General features: G+C 43.2%; 11 protein-coding genes. 8 read left to right on the top strand and 3 right to left on the bottom strand.

Annotation, left to right across the window (positions count from 1 at the left end):
• Nucleotides 1-6 precede the first annotated feature (6 nt).
• A complete protein-coding gene (locus tag AAEY75_RS03430) occupies nucleotides 7-3,357 on the bottom strand; it encodes an autotransporter assembly complex protein TamA (RefSeq protein WP_197218424.1) in 3,351 nt (1,116 codons plus the stop codon).
• A 457-nt stretch (nucleotides 3,358-3,814) separates the two neighbouring features.
• Here AAEY75_RS03430 and AAEY75_RS03425 point away from each other — a divergent pair, with 457 nt between their 5' ends.
• The 7 genes from AAEY75_RS03425 to AAEY75_RS17525 all read left to right on the top strand — a co-directional run bounded on the left by AAEY75_RS03425 (nucleotide 3,815) and on the right by AAEY75_RS17525 (nucleotide 13,538).
• Nucleotides 3,815-5,146, top strand: a complete 1,332-nt coding sequence (locus tag AAEY75_RS03425) for an MFS transporter (protein WP_352258416.1) — start codon at nucleotides 3,815-3,817, stop codon at nucleotides 5,144-5,146.
• Nucleotides 5,147-5,401: 255 nt separating this feature from the next.
• Nucleotides 5,402-6,046: a 2-polyprenyl-3-methyl-6-methoxy-1,4-benzoquinone monooxygenase gene (gene coq7, locus AAEY75_RS03420; RefSeq protein WP_110922382.1), complete on the top strand. Its 645-nt coding sequence runs from the start codon at nucleotides 5,402-5,404 to the stop codon at nucleotides 6,044-6,046.
• A 224-nt stretch (nucleotides 6,047-6,270) separates the two neighbouring features.
• A complete protein-coding gene (locus tag AAEY75_RS03415; RefSeq protein ID WP_194196981.1) occupies nucleotides 6,271-7,368 on the top strand; it encodes a tetratricopeptide repeat protein in 1,098 nt (365 codons plus the stop codon).
• A 531-nt stretch (nucleotides 7,369-7,899) separates the two neighbouring features.
• Nucleotides 7,900-10,377, top strand: coding sequence for an esterase/lipase family protein (locus tag AAEY75_RS03410; protein ID WP_352258413.1), 2,478 nt, complete (start codon nucleotides 7,900-7,902; stop codon nucleotides 10,375-10,377).
• Nucleotides 10,378-10,789: 412 nt separating this feature from the next.
• On the top strand, nucleotides 10,790-12,286 hold the full coding sequence (locus AAEY75_RS03405; protein WP_110922379.1) for a cytochrome ubiquinol oxidase subunit I: 1,497 nt from the start codon (nucleotides 10,790-10,792) through the stop codon (nucleotides 12,284-12,286).
• The gene (gene cydB, locus AAEY75_RS03400; protein WP_201548350.1) at nucleotides 12,286-13,302 is read left to right on the top strand and encodes a cytochrome d ubiquinol oxidase subunit II; all 1,017 of its coding nucleotides are present in this window, start codon (nucleotides 12,286-12,288) and stop codon (nucleotides 13,300-13,302) included. Before AAEY75_RS03405 ends, cydB begins: the two co-directional genes overlap by 1 nt.
• Nucleotides 13,303-13,421: 119 nt before the next feature.
• Nucleotides 13,422-13,538 (top strand): DUF2474 domain-containing protein, encoded by a 117-nt coding sequence (locus AAEY75_RS17525; RefSeq protein ID WP_370463019.1) that lies wholly within the window; start codon nucleotides 13,422-13,424, stop codon nucleotides 13,536-13,538.
• 87 nt (nucleotides 13,539-13,625) lie between these two features.
• Here AAEY75_RS17525 and murU read toward each other — a convergent pair whose 3' ends face one another.
• Both murU and AAEY75_RS03390 read right to left on the bottom strand, forming a co-directional pair.
• Nucleotides 13,626-14,360 (bottom strand): N-acetylmuramate alpha-1-phosphate uridylyltransferase MurU, encoded by a 735-nt coding sequence (gene murU, locus AAEY75_RS03395; protein ID WP_352258411.1) that lies wholly within the window; start codon nucleotides 14,358-14,360, stop codon nucleotides 13,626-13,628.
• Nucleotides 14,361-14,418: 58 nt separating this feature from the next.
• Nucleotides 14,419-15,531 (bottom strand): aminoglycoside phosphotransferase family protein, encoded by a 1,113-nt coding sequence (locus tag AAEY75_RS03390; protein WP_352258409.1) that lies wholly within the window; start codon nucleotides 15,529-15,531, stop codon nucleotides 14,419-14,421.
• A 389-nt stretch (nucleotides 15,532-15,920) separates the two neighbouring features.
• Between AAEY75_RS03390 and AAEY75_RS03385 the strand changes: the two genes are divergently transcribed.
• Nucleotides 15,921-19,082, top strand: a complete 3,162-nt coding sequence (locus AAEY75_RS03385) for an LPS assembly protein LptD (protein WP_352258407.1) — start codon at nucleotides 15,921-15,923, stop codon at nucleotides 19,080-19,082.
• The last annotated feature ends 187 nt before the right edge of the window (nucleotides 19,083-19,269 follow it).

The raw sequence follows: 19,269 nt of genomic DNA, 5'->3' as shown, positions 1-19,269 counted from the left end.
TAACAATTATAAAGGCGAACCAATAAAGAAGTGCAGTCTAATGGGAATACTCTCCTCTGTCACGCCAGCCGCCACATCGACTCGCACCACGCCCACAGGTGACGACCAACGAATACCGACGCCGACACCGACCTTTGTCTCAGTATCGAAATTTTCGTCATAAGCATTACCCACATCCGTGAAGAATGCTGCACGAAGACCCGGTTTGAACTCATAGTTATACTCTGCACTACCCACCGCGAGAATTTGACCACCTGTCAGATAGCCGTTCTCTAGTGGTGATAAGCTCTCATAGTCATAACCACGGATGCTCTGGTCACCACCTGCAAAGAAGCGTAATTTATAAGGCACTTCGTAAAAATCATCTGCCCAGATATAACCAGTATTCAGACTACCTAATACTTGATGCTTATCGGCATCGCCGAAGCTATAAAGACCACTAACACCTGCACGAACGATTGCCATATTGGTATCACTAGCAACTGATTCACTGCCTGCTTCAATAGAGTAAGACTGACGTATGCCCTGAGTCGGATTAGTCACACTATCTATACTGGTTTTACTCATACCATAGCCAAATAACAACGCTTGCTGACTAGGATTTGAAGACGTAAAACGTATAGGCAGATCATCCAACTCTGTTTCATCGACCCCTGTTTCTAACTCATCCAAACGGTAGCGCACAGAGTAGCTACGATTCCATCCGTTATCTTGACGGATGTTACGTGCCAATGCTGCTTTTAGTGTTCGAGTAGACAGGTCAAAGTTGCCTTCGCCTTGGTCGATCACTTCTTCCTCATAAGTCAGACGTGCATCTAGCTTATCATTAAGCGGGTGCTTCCAAGGTCGACTGGCATAGACCGCCACATTTTTAGCAATTCTTGAAACTTCCGTTTCTGCACCAGCCTGATAGCCTTGACGATTTATCAGGTTATAATCTATCTTTGCCGTTGCTCTCACGCCAGTATCTGTACCGTAACCAAGACCGACTTGGGCGTCGCGCGGTTTGTCAGAGGCAACAAAAACATACAGCGGCACTTTTTTACTTTCTGCCACTTCTTGCGGTGTTTTACGTCCTGCTAATGTCGGTGGTACAAAGCTTTCATCGGAAAGCAGGCTTTTTTCATCAGGCAGTATTTTTTGAGCGACATTACTGATGGAATCACTGATTTTACCTAACAGGTTGTCTGCTTCTTGAGGTTTTTCATCTAATACCCGATCGTTCGGCAAACGGCTTAAACGATCTGCTTTTTGTTCAATGGCTTGCAGCTTATCAAGGGTTGCTTCATCGGCCTCGAACTCGATAGCAGCAATATCGTCTTCATTGACTGTGTTTTCGCTAACCACGCTGCCGTTATTAGAATCGCTGGCCCCACTAACAAGTGCCTCGTTCGCCGTCATTAGAGAGTCATTACCATTATTATTAATAACATCAGTAATGCTACCACTACTAACGTCTTCATCTGATTCTGACGTACCGTTGCTATTCACTGGGGTATTATCAAAAGCCAATGTACTGGCTTCACTACTCTCATTTGGTGGTAGTATCGACTCAACGTTCACTGTATTAAAGTAACGCGTCGCTGATAAATCATTACTAAATTTGGTCACATCAGGCGCATAAAATGGATCGCCGGGTTTGAAATCAAGCAACTGCTGCAATAATGGCAGCTCAACAGGCAGCTTATCAGGGTCTTCCGTTAACGTATTGGTCTCTCGGTCATAGGTGAAAAACACAACGTCATCAAATTGGTAACGACTGCCCGTGTCATAAACCAAAGAAACATCTGCTGTGTTGTCCGGCAAAATAATATCAACCGATTTGTTTAGCCAATATTGGTCAAAATAGCCATAGGTATTACTCAGTGACTCTAGCGCAGCTTTGCTGTTTTTGTAGACACGGTGATTAAAGATATCTTCTTCTTGTGGTGGGAGTTCTTTTTCGAAGTTTGCAAATTCCTCTTGCTCACTACCTTCACCGCGAATCTCAATAATACGGCTATCGACACGTACTGGCTCACCCAACTCTTCAATAACCACATCCAAAGTATCACTACTAGGCTGGCGCAGACTCAACGTAACTTCATAATAGCCTACGGCTTTTGCAGCATCCAGTGCCGTCTGACGCAAGCGCGGTAAAGCAGCAGTAAAGTCAGCAACGGACTGAACCGTGGTGTTATCCAGTGCGGCTTTAATGTTTTTCATTGGCTGGATATCGTTATCCGCCTTGGTTTCTTTTGGTTCGCTGTCGTCCGTATCTTCAGACGTGGCTTCCTGTAAGTAGATGGTCGTTTCAACATTAGGTATGGCAATGGCGCCATCATTAAAGAAACGATTATAAAGGCGCTTTACGATGTTGCCTTTGTTACGTTCCCGAGGCCCAGGTCTATTGGTTTGTTCAACATTTTCAACGGCTACCTGAGTATCTGTTTGATAATCTGGCAGATAGTCACCTGGATCGATAATATTTGCTGTCGCACCCTCTACATCCGCCACATCACTAGTGTTCGCGACTAGCTCATTACTATTATCAATAGCATCGCTGTCGCTATTATCATCACTATCACTGTCACCGTCCACACTTTCAGCGCTGACAGAGCCGCTGACATTTATCGGATTCGACACCAATTCAGTCGTGTCTGTTGGCTCAGTGGCATTTTCACTCTTACCCAATGTATCAAGATTACTAGGTAATGGTAGGCTGTCAGCATCAAGATCCACATCTAAGCCAATAGGCGGTGCGGTATCATTCAACGTCGCGATTGGCGCTGTAAAATCGCTATCAACATCACTATTACTGATGCCATTGGCATTATTACGGTTATTGCCGCCACCTATCGTATTAATGTCTTGGGTATTTTGCGTATTCAACTCAGCCAGTTCACGATCAATCTGCGCAGGCGTCATCATCTGATAACCCTGCTGCTGTATCGCTGTGGCTTGTTGCAACAACTCATCATCCGAACTATCAAAAATATTGCGCTGAGCATCATCATTTGAATCTAAAAGTGTGGCTAACTGACTGGCCGCTACTTGGTTGGTCATGGATTGAGCAGGAGTATTTGCATTGATAGCAGTATCGGCCAAAGCTGCAGGTGCGATACCAAAACCGACAAAGCTGGTCGCTAGAGCAGAAAAAAGCGCAGAGCGTGTAAAGTGAATGCGCGGCGCATCGCACGTAGCCATACGAGGGCTGTTTTGAGTCTGGCAAGGTTGAGCATGGCAAGGTTTAATATCGCAAGCTTGAGCATGGCAAGTTTGCATGCGTTGGGCACTGATATTATCTGACACATTTATAGGAGTATCACACGGATTAACCGATACAGGACGCGCTAGAGTTGAAGGCTGGTGGTTCATGTTTATTTCCTATCACCTCACGCGGCACAATGTCATTAACGAGGGCAATCGCTAAGTCTTACCGGTGAATAAACTTATTAACAGTTGGCTGAGATTCTGATTGACTACCTTTGCTCTTGATAATGACAGTCTACGGCCTATAGTGCAAACTTTAGTCCTGAGTGCCGTTATCGTATCAATAGGTAGGTAGGCTGTATTGATAGCGGGGCTTGCCATCACTTATATATGACAGTAAAACCCTGTAAAATTCACAAATCATAACGTAGATAATTATGAAATCATAGCGTCGGGCGCATGTATTTATACCAAAGCCTTGCTATTATACGTCCTAATATTGATAAAACCTATGCTATATTTCGATAAGTTTTTGATACTATTAATAATTACCTTTATCTTAAAAGCCGCACTCCGTATGTCCTTTTAATCTATCAGCCGCGATCTATCTGTAGGAACTTTCATGGCAAATCAGTTTCAGTTATTTAAGCACCGCCGGTTTAGTGCCATGTTTTTTACCCAGTTTTTGGGCGCGTTTAATGACAATGTTTTTAAGCAAGCGCTCATACTGGTTCTGACTTACACCGCTGCAAGTCAGTTGGGAATGGAAGTCAGTATCTTAAATAACTTAGCCGCGATGTTATTTATCTTGCCCTATTTTTTGTTTTCAGCGCTGGCAGGGCAAATTGCGGATAAATACGAAAAGTCAAAGCTAACGCAATTGATCAAACTGCTTGAGTTGGTGATCATGGCGATCGCTGCAGTTGGTTTCGTGTTTGAGTGGTATGCCCTATTATTTGTAGCATTGTTTTTAATGGGTACCCATTCAACTTTTTTTGGACCGATTAAATACGCCTACTTGCCGCAAGCGATGAAAGAAGACGAGCTGGTTGGTGCCAATGGTTTGTTTCAAATGGGCACCTCATTAGCTATTCTGCTGGGTATGATTATCGCGGGCGTCCTTACGCAACTGTCGCAGTCGCTATATTGGATTAGTATGACCGTTCTGATCGTAGCCGTGTTGGGCTATTTGGCAGCACGTTACATCCCAATCATGCCAGCGATGCAGCCCAGTCTACAAATTAACTGGAATATTTTTACCACCAGTTTGGCCACGGTTCGCTACTTATATTCATTACCTTTTCTATTCTGTGTCATCCTTGGCAACAGCTGGTTTTGGTTTTATGGTGCGACGTTCTTGACCCAAATGCCAGAGCTTAGCAAAGTCATTTTGCATGGTGATGAGTCAGTGGTAATTTTCCTATTGACGCTATTTTCAGTTGGCGTATCGATTGGTTCATTACTGTGTAAATCATTGACCAAAAACCAAGTCAGTTTGCGCTTATTACCTTTTGGCATTGCTGGATTAAGTATTTTTGCAATCGATTTATATTTCTCACTATCAGGTCTTAATATCAACGTGAGCAATGACACCTTCCTCAGTGTCAGTGATTTAGTGGGTATGAGTGGTAGCTGGCGAGTATTTGCAGACTTGTTCTTTTTGGGCTTTAGTGGCGGTCTATATATTGTGCCTTTGTATGCGTCTATGCAGGCGTATGCACCCAAAAGCCATCGTGCGCGTATCATTGGTGCTAATAATATCTTTAACGCGATATTTATGGTTACCTCAGCGATTTTCGCGATTGTTATCTTAAATACGTTGGCGTTGAGCATGCCTCAGCTGTTTTTGGCAACAGGACTACTCAATATTGCATTTGGCGCGTTTTTATATATTAAGCTCAATAGGCATATCAAAAGTGCTGTGATTCAAACGCATGATGAAGTCGTTCCATAAGTATGCTAAAGCTGAATTGAGTATTACTATAGCAATCAGTATGTTTTTGAGCCGATAATATTCGTGCTGATAATTTAGATTGTTTGCTATAGTAATGCTTGTGAAGCCGAGACTATAATTGTCTCAGAAAAATAGACAACCTTATTTTTTGATAGTACTTCTTAACAATAGCACTTTAACAACAGAATCTTTTAATAACAGCACCTTTTAATAACAGTACCTTTTGATAGTACATACAGCCATTAGGAGTGAATTATGGCCCTACGTCCCTTATCCAAAATCGACCAGTTCTTACTCGGCGTCGATAAGGCATTACGAGCTGTCGTACCGCACTCAAACCCTAGTACGCGTCCATTACCAGTCAGCAACGATGAAATTCCTGAGCTGACCATCACTGAAGCACGGCATGTCGCAGGGTTGATGCGTATCAATCATACTGGTGAAGTATGCGCGCAAGGGCTTTATCACGGTCAAGCATTTGCGGCTAAAGACCACGGCGTCAAGCAAGCCATGCAACACTCTGCCGAAGAGGAAGTTGACCATCTGGTTTGGTGTGAAACTCGTCTAAGTGAGCTTGGTAGCCACGCCAGTCTCTTTACACCATTATGGTACGGCATGTCTTTTAGTCTTGGGGCAGTAGCTGGTGCTATTTCTAATGAATTCAGCTTGGGGTTTGTCGCAGAGACAGAAGCACAAGTCAGTGAGCACTTGCAAGATCATATCCAGCAACTGCCTGAGCATGACAAACGCTCAAAGGAGATACTGGCACAAATGGATATCGAAGAGTTGCACCATCGTGAGCTCGCACTTGCCAGCGGCGGCGCTGCATTGTCACCGCCTGTACGCAAGACGATGCGCTGGATGGCCAACCGTATGAAAGCCACTGCTTATCATTTGTAGTAGTAAACGATGTAGTTGCCAGCTCTAGATTAATAGAGACTATAAGCTTGATTATTGCATCTACTATCGAGTTTTTGACGTTTATTATTAACAATCCTACTACTGATAGCGTAAAGCTTAATTTGCTACGGTATGAGAAATTTGTACGATTTTGCAGCAAAGACACAACCTATATGACCATTTAATTGCTAAATAACGACTAAATAAACAAGGTAACAATCTTTATGAAAACCATTAAAAAATCAATGCTCTCTAGCAGTGTGTCTACCAAGTCTTCGAAACTGGTCACGATGACCGCACTGGCAGCAGCATGCACAATGTTACTATCAGCACCTGTCAATGCAGCTGAAACCAATGCAGCAGCCACATCCGTCCCTAGTGCTGTAGACTCTAGTAAACGTGTAATTCGTCTTGCTCAACCTAAAGCAGACAGTACAGCTCAATCAAGCACTCAACCAGCGCCACAAACTAATGCACCTGTCGCTGCTACTCAACAAAGCGCGCCTACACAGAGCCTTTTTCCAATGAGTTCTGGGCAGCCACAAACCGTCACACCTGCCCCAACCAAGCCAGTGTACACAGGTAGCACTCATGTCTATGAGCCAGGTCCAATGACGACATCTGGTATCGATCTGCGTAGTGGTCAACTTGCAAACATCCCAACGCCAAAAGTGCAATTGTCAGACGTGAGCTTTTTAAAGACCGTATTGATTCCACAACAAACAACCGCTAACTCTGATAAATTAGACGTGAGTCTGCTTGATGACTTTATCCAAGAGGCGTCACCTAATGCCCGCCATTATCCACCAAACTTCCCTAACCGTACACAACGATATAATGTTCGTGAAAAAATCAAAGTATTGGCTGAGTGGATTGAACCTTATGCCCTGTCACCAAATGCCTCTTATGATGTACTGCTTCGTGCAGCCAAGCTTAACGGCATGGGACGTAACCTAGATTTGGGTTCAGACTATACGATACGCGGCGGAAAATATGTAGACCGTGCCATTAAACTGCAGCCTGATAGCGGTGAAGCTAATTTCTTGTATGGCATGATGCTATCAGAAGGTGGCGGTTTTAAAGAAGGTCAAAAATACTTAGATAAAGCCGTCTCTCTAGGCTATACCGAAGCAGAGCAAAGCTTGGCACAGTCAGACGTCTTAAGTGACCGTCGTGATAGCGCGTTAGAGCGTCTGCGTCGCCTTGAGAGTAAAAATCCCAACAATGCTATGATTGGTCAGCAGATAAAACTTGTTGAAGAAGGTAAGTTCTACATTTGGGACATACCAGCACCTGACATCAACGTTAAACCAGGTGTCTAGAATGGTTTTATGTATTGATCAAAGTGATTGATACATAATCTACGACCAAAACAGTTAGCGTCTTCATTTTATATCGATATTATTTCAATATAAAATGGAGACGCTTTTTTGTATCTAGTAGGGCATGTCCTCAATTCAAACGATAATCATCTAACTGGGCTAAAAATGGCTAAATTTTGCCAAACAGCGTCAAATAGTTGGTCAATATCTCGATATTATCTGCACTATTTTTCTCGTTTGACGACAATTTATCTCGTTTTTATCTCCATTTTTAAAATGAGGACACACCCTAATAAACCAGTTATTTTAATTGTCCTCTTATCCCGCTTAAATGAATAAGATATTCGATTAATGAGATGTAAATATGATTAGGCAATATCGATAGTAGTATCAATGATAGATAGTCTTATTCCTTCGATATTACTTAATGACAAAGCCTAAAATAAAAAAGCTTAATCGCAAAAGTTACGCTACACTCTCTCTTGTACACCGCTTACTGACTCATACCTTGATGACTAACTGGACTGAATTATGACTTTCGTTAACCCTATAAAAAATATGGTAACGCACGCCAATAAAAAAAGCATACCGATCACTTCAGTCGCTTTAATAGCGGCGATGGCATTATTGCCGGCATGTAGTACAGTCTCGGTGAATAAACAAGCTTCAGCAAAGACCATTACGGCACAGCGTGGCAACATTGTCACGGACAACAAGCTCAGTAGTGATACCGCATCAGCACTCTTATCAGCAGGGCTCAATGAGCAAGCTTGTATGCAGCAGTTTGATTTATGTTTGACCCAGCTCACCGATAGCATCTTAGATGAACACCACCGTTCCTCACTGGCTATTTTTTCTGAACTACATTACGCAAAGGCTCGACAGCTTGCCAAATCGCAAGACTGCCTCAATGCGCTTTCTCGCCCGCCACTCGACCCTTATTATGCCAATGCACCATTAAGTGATACCGAGGCCAATACTCAACAAGAAAACACCAGTCGTTGCCTAACTGGCTACCAAGAGCGATTGTTTAATGCGATAAAATACAGTTATACCTATCTATTTTATGACAGCTTAGCGCATGATTTTGAAGGTAGCGCTCAGGATAGTAGCCATTCTAGTACACCAAACCGCATTCCAAACGATATCGATATTCAGACCCAAGATATCTATAATGCCGCGAGCAATGATGTCATCACTCAGCTCTACAAGGCAGTGGATGGTTCAGATAAACTGATGGGCGACCCACAGATAGAACATTTACCAATAGCCTCCACTGAGCGTGATAACAGCGCGCAGGCGGCTATTGCCAATCGTGCACCTCTAGAAGGCAAGACTACCGACCAAGTCGAAGTCATGAAGATACAAGTCGATGGCTATGACCTCGGCGTTTATTTGCCCAATGAAAACAGCTATCTGCAAAATGCACATAAGCAAACCTCCGCTCTAGCAGACTTGGTCTCCAATTATGATTTACGTCTCTCTGGGCTAAACTCAATCAGTAAACGTCCAGGCTTGGGCATTAGCTTGGTTGCGTCATTGGATGATCGCTATACCACCACGATTCGCCAATTATTGGTATCCTCACTGTCAGGTCAATCGGATGATAAAAAAGATAATATCGATGATAGCAAACCAAGTTCGCGAATTTATCCCACAGGCCATTTACTGTTAACGGGTCTGATTGAACCCAGTGGCGATAGCGTGCTAGAAGTACTAGACAGTCGTAAACTCGATATCCACCTGTATAATCCGTATCAAAGCGAAAGTGTTAATATCCTCAATAATGACTATCCACTGGCAGCCAACTTCTCTGCCGGTTATGGCTTGTGGCTATCAGAGAACCAACTAGATGGCGTCGGCTATCTAAATTTAATCACTCGCCAACCAGAGGAAAGACTGCCCAAACTGTTTATGCTCGAGCCTTATGATCCCAATAAGCGTGTGCTGATTATGCTGCACGGCTTAGCCTCTAGCCCTGCAACGTGGGTGAATTTGACCAACGATATTCTCAATGATGATAAGTTACGTGACAACTATCAGGTTTGGCAAATATTTTACCCAACCAACTTACCTATTTTAGAAAACCGTTACCAAATCCAACGTCTGATTGACAGCACTTATCAGCAGACGGATCCGACAGGACAAAATCTCGCCAGCAAAAATAGCGTGATTATCAGTCATAGTATGGGTGCTGTGATCGCTCGCATGATGCTGTCTGATGAAAACTTAGTCGATGACTTAGATAATCTCGATGATCAAAACATACTCTCTAATAGCGAAAAACGTAAAGTCCGCGACGCACTCAAAGCTTCTTTTGGTGAAGCACAATTACAAGAACGTTTTAAGCTACAGACATTACCACAGGTAGATACCGCTGTCTTTTTGTCTGCGCCGTTTCGCGGTACTGATTATGCAGACCGCTGGTTCACGCGTGCCCTACGCCGTGTTGTCTACTTACCTGTCGGTTTAGTGAAAACTGTCACTGAAAACTTAGCAACGATTGCAACGAAAGGCGATTTGGCAGACAACCCATTAGGCGCGCTATATCTACAAAACGGTGCTAGCCAGCTCAGCGATAAATCCTCCTTTATACAGCTCACCAAAGATCTCGCCATCAATGACCGCATTACTTATCACTCAATTATTGCCAATAACGATGCTGACATCACCAAAGGACTGGCAGAAATGCAGCCGGGTGGTGCCAGAATCGACTTGTCACAAGCGATAGAAGAAGACGCAAGAGGTGAGGCTATCAGTGCAAGTGAAAACGCTGATTCTGATAACGCTAAACTGACCGATGAATCGCTTGTAGCGGCCGTTACCATCGATGAAAATATCAGTCAGGCATTAACTGAACGCTTGTCTGACGGTATCGTTCCTTATACCAGCGCTCACCTCGACGGTGCTGCTTCTGAGACAGTCATTAACGGTGGTCACAGCATTCAAGAAAACCCTCAAACTATTTTGACTTTAAGGCGTATACTGCATCAGCAGCTCAATCAATAGTTTAGGGTCTGTTCAATACTGAACACTGCTGAGTACGATAAAATACCTTCTTTATACTTTATTACAATATATAATATTGTATAAGGAATATAGCATTAACTTATTCTTACTAATTTATATTTACTAGTAAGTATGCGTTACATGGCCTTACTTGTAGCTATAAGGCTGCAGGCGCATAATGAAGTATCAGTAATTGAATGACCGACTATTTCTTAATTTGTATGGATATAAATTATTTATTCAGTTAGATCGCTTTAGTCATAGCATAAATAAAACGGTTTAACTCGCTAATATTCACAGCTAAAGAAAATCTGATTATTGACCGCGATATTCGTATAAAAGGTTGCGGGCAGTTACTTGAGCGTATCATGGAAGCTTGCGCTACTTGGCTAACAAATAAAGGTAAGCGCTTATGTTCGCTGCATTTATGATCGACCAAATGGACGCGTTGTTACTCGCGCGTATTCAATTCGCTTTTGTTATTTCATTTCATATTGTATTTCCTGCTTTTTCTATTGGACTAGCCAGTTGGTTGACGGTGCTTGAGTTCCGTTGGCTTCGAACGGGCGATCCTATCTATGCCGAAGTTTATAAGCATTGGATTAAGATATTCGCTGTCGTCTTCGGTATGGGTGTCGTATCCGGTGTGGTGATGTCCTACCAGTTCGGCACCAACTGGGCGGTATTCTCTGACAAAGCCGGTAACGTCTTAGGTCCACTACTCGCCTATGAAGTACTGACTGCGTTCTTCTTAGAAGCCTCTTTCTTAGGTATTATGCTGTTCGGTTGGGGACGTGTGAGCAAACGCATGCATTTTGCTGCAACTGCAATTGTCGCCATCGGTACGCTGATTTCAGGTTTTTGGATTTTAGCCGCCAACAGTTTCATGCAAACGCCGCAGGGCTTTATGGTGGGTGCAGATGGCTTGCTATACCCAACCAACTGGCTTGAGATTATCTTCAATCCATCTTTCCCTTACCGTTATGCTCATATGATGACAGCAGCATTTTTGACCACTGCATTCGTCATTGGTGGTATTGGTGCTTATTATTTACAATCCAAAAAACATACCGAGCACCGCAAACACGGTCGTGTCATGCTAGGTATGGCGATGATTATGGCCATATTTGTAGCGCCAGCTCAGGTGTTAATTGGCGATGAACATGGTCTAAATACTTTAGAGCATCAACCAGCCAAAGTCGCTGCGATGGAAGGTATCTGGGAAGATGAGCGCGGCGCAGCCTTACGCTTATTTGCGATTCCCGACCAAGAAAACCAAACCAATAAATATGAAGTTAAGATTCCATATGTCTCTGGTTTGATTTTGACACATTCATTGGATGGTGAAATCAAAGGTCTCAAAAACTGGGCACCTGAAGACCAACCGCACGTTATGATTGTGTTTTGGGCATTCCGTATCATGGTTGCTATTGGTATGTTGATGGTGCTGGTCGGTTTATTCAGCATATACAAATACTTCAAAAAACAGCAATTCAATCCCGAAAGTGTCTGGTTCCACCGTGCGTGGATGATGATGACACCGCTTGGTTTTATTGCATTATTATCCGGTTGGTTTGTGACTGAAACGGGTCGCCAACCATGGACCGTGTATGGCGTGATTCGTACAGCTGAGAGTATGTCACCAGTCGCTGCACAGCAGGTCGCGACCACATTGATTGGTTTCATTGTGCTGTATATCTTTGTCTTTGGCGCAGGCAGTTTCTATATCCTACGCTTGATTGCTCAAGGGCCAAAACCCTATTCAGACCCTTCTGAAGATAACTTCTATGAGCATTCTGTCACAGAAGGTCAAGGTCGCACGTTGACTGGCGATACCAGTGCTGGCGACAGAATGAGAACAGACCTTGATGAACCTGCAGATGACATCGATGAAGGAGGGTTACGCTAATGTTTAACTACGGTGATGTATTAGACTTACCTTTGATCTGGGGCGGACTTATCGCTCTCGCAGTCTTCGTCTATGTTTTACTGGACGGTTTTGATTTAGGCTGTGGTATTTTATTTCCATTTGCAGGCTCCGATAAAAATCGTAGCCGCATCATGAACTCTATCGCACCGTTTTGGGATGGTAATGAGACATGGTTGGTATTGGGCGGTGGTGGCTTGTTCGCCGCTTTCCCAGTCGCTTACGGTATCATTATGACGGGTCTTTATTTACCTGTGACAGCGATGTTATTTGGTCTTATCTTGCGCGGCATAGCATTTGAGTTTCGCTTTAAATCCTCGACACGTCGTCATGTTTGGGATACTTGCTTTTTTGTCGGTTCAGTGCTTGCTACTTTTTCTCAAGGGATTATGCTTGGGGCATTGGTACAAGGCCTTGAAGCGAGCAATCGCTTATACTCTGGTGGGCCGTTTGACTGGCTAACGCCTTTCTCTATCGTCTGCGGTTTTGCGATGATTATTGGTTATGCCCTACTTGGCTCTACTTGGCTGATTATCAAGACAGAACACAAACTACAAGTTTGGGCACGCAGAGTTTCTGGCTGGATGCTATCTGCTTTAGTCGTCGCCATGATTGTCGTCACAGTATTTATGTATTTTTCAGACATCAATGCACTCGACGGATGGTTTCATTTCCCAGATTTATTATATCTGGCTCCCATGCCTATTATCGTCATGGTGTTATTCTTTATTATGCGTAAAGACTTGAACACTGAACGTGAATATCGTCCCTTCTTATTGACTGTCGCGCTATTTTTGATGGGTTATATCGGTGTTTGTTCTGCCATGTTCCCTTATATCGTACCGTATCAAATGACGATTTATGAAGCAGCCGCAGCAGATACATCACTGTCCTTTATGCTCGTTGGTGCTGGTATTATGCTACCCATTATTTTGAGTTACACCGCTTTTGCGTATTACACCTTTAAGGGTAAAACGGATCATGAGCATATGTACTGATAAGTAAGAACGTTAAGCATGGACATATGAATTGATAAAACAGTCACTGGCTATTGCTGTTATTAGCTGTAGCTATACTGCTTTTCAAAAGCGTATTGACACGTAAATGGGAGACGAGCATGAAAAAGCTCAGTAAGAAAAAGTCACAATGGCTATGGTTTGTCGGTCTATATGTGGCAGGATTTTTGGTTGTGTTTACGATTGCGCAGCTAATCAAACTAGCAATGGGTGTTTAACATTCCCTGAGCTACACGCATAAAAAAGCAGCGTTGATTTAATCAACGCTGCTTTTTTATGCATACTTATATAAGAATTTATCGAGCTTATACACCTAAGTGGTTTTTAGCACCTTTACTTTCGATAAACTCGTTTACCTGTTCCAAGCGCTCAGGCGTGCCCACATCTATCCAATTGTCAGTAATGACTTCAGCGGTAATCTGAAACTTGAGCATTGCTTGTTTGAGCAATGGTGCCAACGCTGCTGGCTGACCTGATACCAAGCCATCAACCAATCTAGGCGACATCACACTGATGCCGGCAAAGGTATATTTATCACCATCACCTACAGGTTGCTCACTAGCAAGACCATTATTAATCGCAAAATCTCCGCTATCATTGTGCGCCGGATTATCAATCAAGAGTAAATGCGCACGCTGATCCGCACCCAATGTATAGTCTTGCAACTGAGTGAAATCATAAGTCGTCCAAACATCAGAATTCACTAAGATAAACGGCTCATCACGCAGCTTACCAGTTTGTAGTGCTTGAAAGATACCACCCGCTGTTTCTAAAGGTTCATCGCCTTCTACTGACCAATGCAGTTTTACGCCATATTGTGTGCCATCGCCCAACGTATCGATGAGCTTATCAGCCAACCACGACGCATTGATCGTAATGTCAGTGATACCTGCCGCCTGTAGCGCTTTGATGTGCCAAACGATAAGCGGCTGACCCGCAACTTCCACCAAAGGCTTGGGCGTCTCAAGCGTCAACGGGCGTAGACGAGTACCCTTGCCCGCTGCCAAAATCATGGCCTGTGTAATCGTAGAGGTAGACATGTACACTCCTATAATGTGTGAGTTTTAAGCTCTTGAAATGCTAATATGATAAATAGATTTAGATATACTGCTGTGCAAACTTATGCTGATATGCAGGCAGCACGGTATCCACAAACCATTTATTAAATGGTAGTAGTGCTTGTTGCAAGCTGTCACTACCGTGTTTACCAAGCCACTCTAGCTCAAAGACTAAATCACTCATCACTTTAGGAATATCTGCTAAATAGCGGTCTTTACCATCACGCTCAGACAAACGGATGAAAATCCCCAGTACTTTTAGATGACGCTGTACGCCCATTACATTGACATCATTTTCAAACTGTTGCGCACTAGCAGCTGTGCTTAGTCCTGCTTGCTGTTGTAATTGCCAAAAGTCTTTCATCCATTCAGATATTTGACGCTCCGGCCATTCAACATAAGCATCACGTACCAATGACACCAAATCATAGGTGTAAGAGCCAACCACTGCATCTTGAAAATCAATCACACCCAAGCGTGAATGGTCTGCTTGGTCTTGCATCAGATTTCGGCTGTGATAATCACGATGAACGATGACTTGTGGCTGCTGCAAAATCTCTTTGGTCAATGCTACTTTTAAATTGTCCCACAACGTTTTATCAAGCGCTATTCCGATATACGGTATAAACCAATCCGTAAACAGCTCCATTTCACGATCCAACAACGCCGTATCATAATCTGGCAATTGGTGCTGAGATTTTGCTGTCTCAACAGGTACGGCCTGTAGTGCGACCAACGTCTGCATTGCCAATTGATAGTACTCGTTAATTTGAGTAGATGGCGCATCGACAAGTAAATGGGCGAACTCTACCGCACCAAAATCTTGTAAGACCAAAAAGCCTTTAGTCACATCTTGTGCGACAATCGCTGGTACATTAATAGCAGGTGACATCAATTTTGCGACGTTAATGAACTGACGCATGGCATCTTGTTCATCGGCAGAATCCATGACAATATAATTCAACGCTCCATTATCATCATCTTTCGGTAGTTGAATACGGTGATATTGGCGGGCGCTGGCATCACCAGGCAGGCTATCTAAGTTAAATCTTTTACCTGTAAATATCTGCTGCAACCAGCTCTCTAGCTGCTGTAGGCGACTATTGGTTTCGGTATCAGTCATGTTCGGCTCTAAAGTTAGTTTGTCAGTCATAATGGGCATCGCAGGTTAAATATAAGTCGTAAACAATTAAAGTAGTGATAAGTCAGGCAAAACCTTGTTAAAATGGTGAAATCTTGAGCCACAATAACTGCTATAACAAGTATATTGAGTTATCATTCAATATTTAGCGCTAAGCATAATCTCGGCAATCATTCGAAAAGCAGCCTAGCTATATTATAAATTTTGGTAAATAGTGTAGCTGATTTGGTTTTTTTTGACTATGATTAGTCGTCATTATATGTAAAACACTCAAATTCTTGAGATCGCTATTAGCAATTAGTGATTTTTTAGTCGTTTATTAACTGCTATACCTTGTTCAATAATGCGGCTACTAAGCTCAGTATCGCAATCCAATAGGCTCTGCAATCATAGGTGTGCCCTTGTTATATTCTCCGCTTTACCAAAGCATTCGCGTGATCTTATTTGGCGCCTTAGGCTTATCTAGCCTAGCCGTTAATGCTGCAATCAGCGATGCTGACACACAAAAAACTGCGCCGATCCTTACCGATAGTAGTACACGTTACATATCTAAAGCAGCGCCTAATGCTAATAGCAATATCAATCAAACGCCTGATTATAGTGATATTAACTATCAAGCGAGTCAGAGTCCAAAGACTACTGCTGCAACCAAACAATCGCAACAGGCAGCCGTCACCGCTAAAGCTACTATTGATGACTCAACTTTAACCAACGGCATTAATAGTATTGATACGGCTGCAAGTGTTAGCACTTTAGATAGCAGCTCTTTTAACGATAGCAACCTCAGTGATAGTTCTGTCAATAATGACAGCTTTTTCAATACTGAGAGCGCCATTAGTCAAGACACCCTAGATGACAGCTCTCTAGAAGTCACTGCCATTAAAGATAGCGACAATAAAGACGGTGATAATCAAGACAGTAACAATTCAGCTTTTGTACCAGCACCCGATACTCAGAAAAGCCTTGCCGCTGTACAAAGTAATGATACCAGCACACCTAAAGCTGCAAAAAACACCAACAAGCTTGATTTAAATGATGAAAGCATTCAAGACAGCTTAATGCGCTTGGCAGAGTTCTATGAGCTAACACCCGATACTGAGGTTCCAACCGCTGATAGTATGGTCGACACAACCAGTCTTCAAGTCATTCCTAAAGTCGGTAAGAACTTACAGATACCGATACGTACTGTAGATAGCTCACAACGCTGTGAAGGCCAATGGGTATATCCACATAGCAACCCTAATTATCAGCGTGCTGTCAATGAGGCTGGAGCAACTAATAGCCTAGAAAATAACCGAGCACCTCTGTTTACAGAATCGGACTATGGTTATTACGACAGCGTTGACTATGCTGAGCTCTCGGGTAATGTCATTATTAATCAAGGCACTCAGCAAATAGCAGCAGAAAAAGTCTCGCTAGATTTGAGCAAAGGTGTGGCAGCAGCCCAAGGCAACGTCATGTTTACTGACCAAGCGACAGGGCAAAAAGTACCACGGAATAATGTACCCAATCAGGCTATGAATAATACTCAAGCCAGTTTAAGTGAAAGAGCGTCACAAGGCGGCCTAATTGGCGTTGCAGACAGCTTGAACTACAACACGGAAACGGGACAATCAACCGCTGAGAATGTGGCTTTTGCTAGTGTCGACCTACAAGCACATGGCTATGCCAAGCGCTTAAACAGACCCAATGACAGTCACTACGAATTAGATGATGTCATGTTTAGCACCTGCCCGCCCATGAATCGAAAATGGCAGTTTGATGCCAAAACTATTGATTTAGATACAGAAACAGGCCGAGGTGAAGCTTACGACACAACGTTCCGTATCGCTGACATACCAGTATTCTATCTGCCCTATTTTAACTTCCCAATAGACAGTCGCCGCAGTAGTGGCTTCTTATTACCGAATGTCGGTATTAGTAGTGAAACCGGTCTTGAAGTTGATGTACCTTATTATTTAAATTTGGTACCCAATTACGATGCCACGCTCAATACCCATATTTATACTGATCGCAACCCCATGCTATCAGGTGAGTTTCGTTATTTGACCGAAAACTATGGGAAAGGTACGGTAACTGGTTCATACCTCCCTAATGACAACGAATATGATGACGAAAATCGTAGCAGTCTGTTTTATGATCATACTTGGGAATCCAAGAGTATTCCGCGTTTGAGCGGGGATCTCAAATACAGCTATGTCTCGGATTCGGACTATCTGGATGACTTCGATACCCTTGGTTTATCCGATAGTACGGTAAATTTACCGAGACGTGCCCGCCTCAACTATTATAACGACTATGTCACTGGTGAGCTAAAACTCGAGACCTTTCAAACACTGGATGCTTTTGACAGCGATGGTGACGCACTAGAGGATAAAGACAAACCTTACTCTCGCCTGCCACAACTGACGCTGAACTACCGCATACCGACAAACAATAACTTTGAAATTACGGGTGTTAGTGATTCAGCGTACTTTAAAAAATCTATCGATGATGGTTCTGAGACTGAAAAAAGCGGTACACGTCTTTATAATAAAATTAGCGCCTCTTACCCAATCGAATCTTCGTGGGGTTATATCAAACCAAAGCTGAGCCTACAACATCTCTATACGGCATACGACGAAGACAGCTTAGAAGATAGCTCGCTAAGTGCAGAAGATGGCAGTCTATCAGCGTTTGTACCGCAAGCGAGCATTGATGCCGGACTACATCTATACCGTGCTGGTTCACCATTTGGTGCGTTTGACGATACCATGGGTGGTTATCAGTTACTCAATCCGCGATTGAAGTACACTTATGCACCATACGAAGACCAGAATGACATTCCTAACTTTAATACCCGTATTGCCTCAACCAACTATGAGCAGCTATTTTCGGACAGTTGGTTTTTAGGTCATGACCGCTTGCAAGACTTGCATGCTGTTACGCCAGGGATTAATTATCGTTACATCGATGCAACGGGTGTGACACGTTTCGATGGTAGTATTGCAGAGCAGTTTTATATCGATGATGGTCGCGTCACGCTTGCTGATGATGAACCTGTATTTACCACGTCATCATCAGGCATGGTTTGGGATGCGAGTATCCAACCATATAATAACGTTTGGGTCGATGTGAACGGTGCATTGGACAATAGCTATGACTTAAACTTTATCACAACTGAGCTACGTTACCAGCCAACAGACAACAGCTTATTTAATGTCGGCTTTGTAAAGCGTCAAAGTGATACGAACACCAATCAGCTACCATTATCTGCCGTTACTGCATCGGCTATATTCCCTATCAATAGCAAATGGCGAATATTGACACAAGGCCAATATGATTATCGCAACAGCAAGATGCTTGATGCACTTGTTGGTGTCGATTATGAAGACTGCTGCTTTGGTTTTGCCGTTTATGGCCGTCGTTATTATAATGACTTGGATGTTACCAACGAGCCGACACAAGCAATCATGGCAGAGCTTAGACTAAGTGGTCTTGGTAGCGGTAATGGTAGTTTGACGCGTTTACTGTCTGAGAAGGTACGTGGCTTTGATACTGTGCAAACTGCGTGGAAAAACTAGGATTTCTTACAAGGTCTGTTGTAAAGCCAAAACTTTATGACAGACCGATAAGCTACTTAGCTGAGCAAATTAAGAATGAGCGGCTAAATAAAGTCAGCCTATCCCATTACTCGCGTAGCTATCTATTTACGTGATACTATTTATCACATTATTATGGACAAGATTATTCAGTATATGATTATTAAAA

Source organism: Psychrobacter sp. TB55-MNA-CIBAN-0194, from assembly GCF_040309505.1.
Lineage (GTDB): Bacteria > Pseudomonadota > Gammaproteobacteria > Pseudomonadales > Moraxellaceae > Psychrobacter > Psychrobacter fozii.
This window is presented reverse-complemented; position numbering and strand designations above follow the sequence as displayed.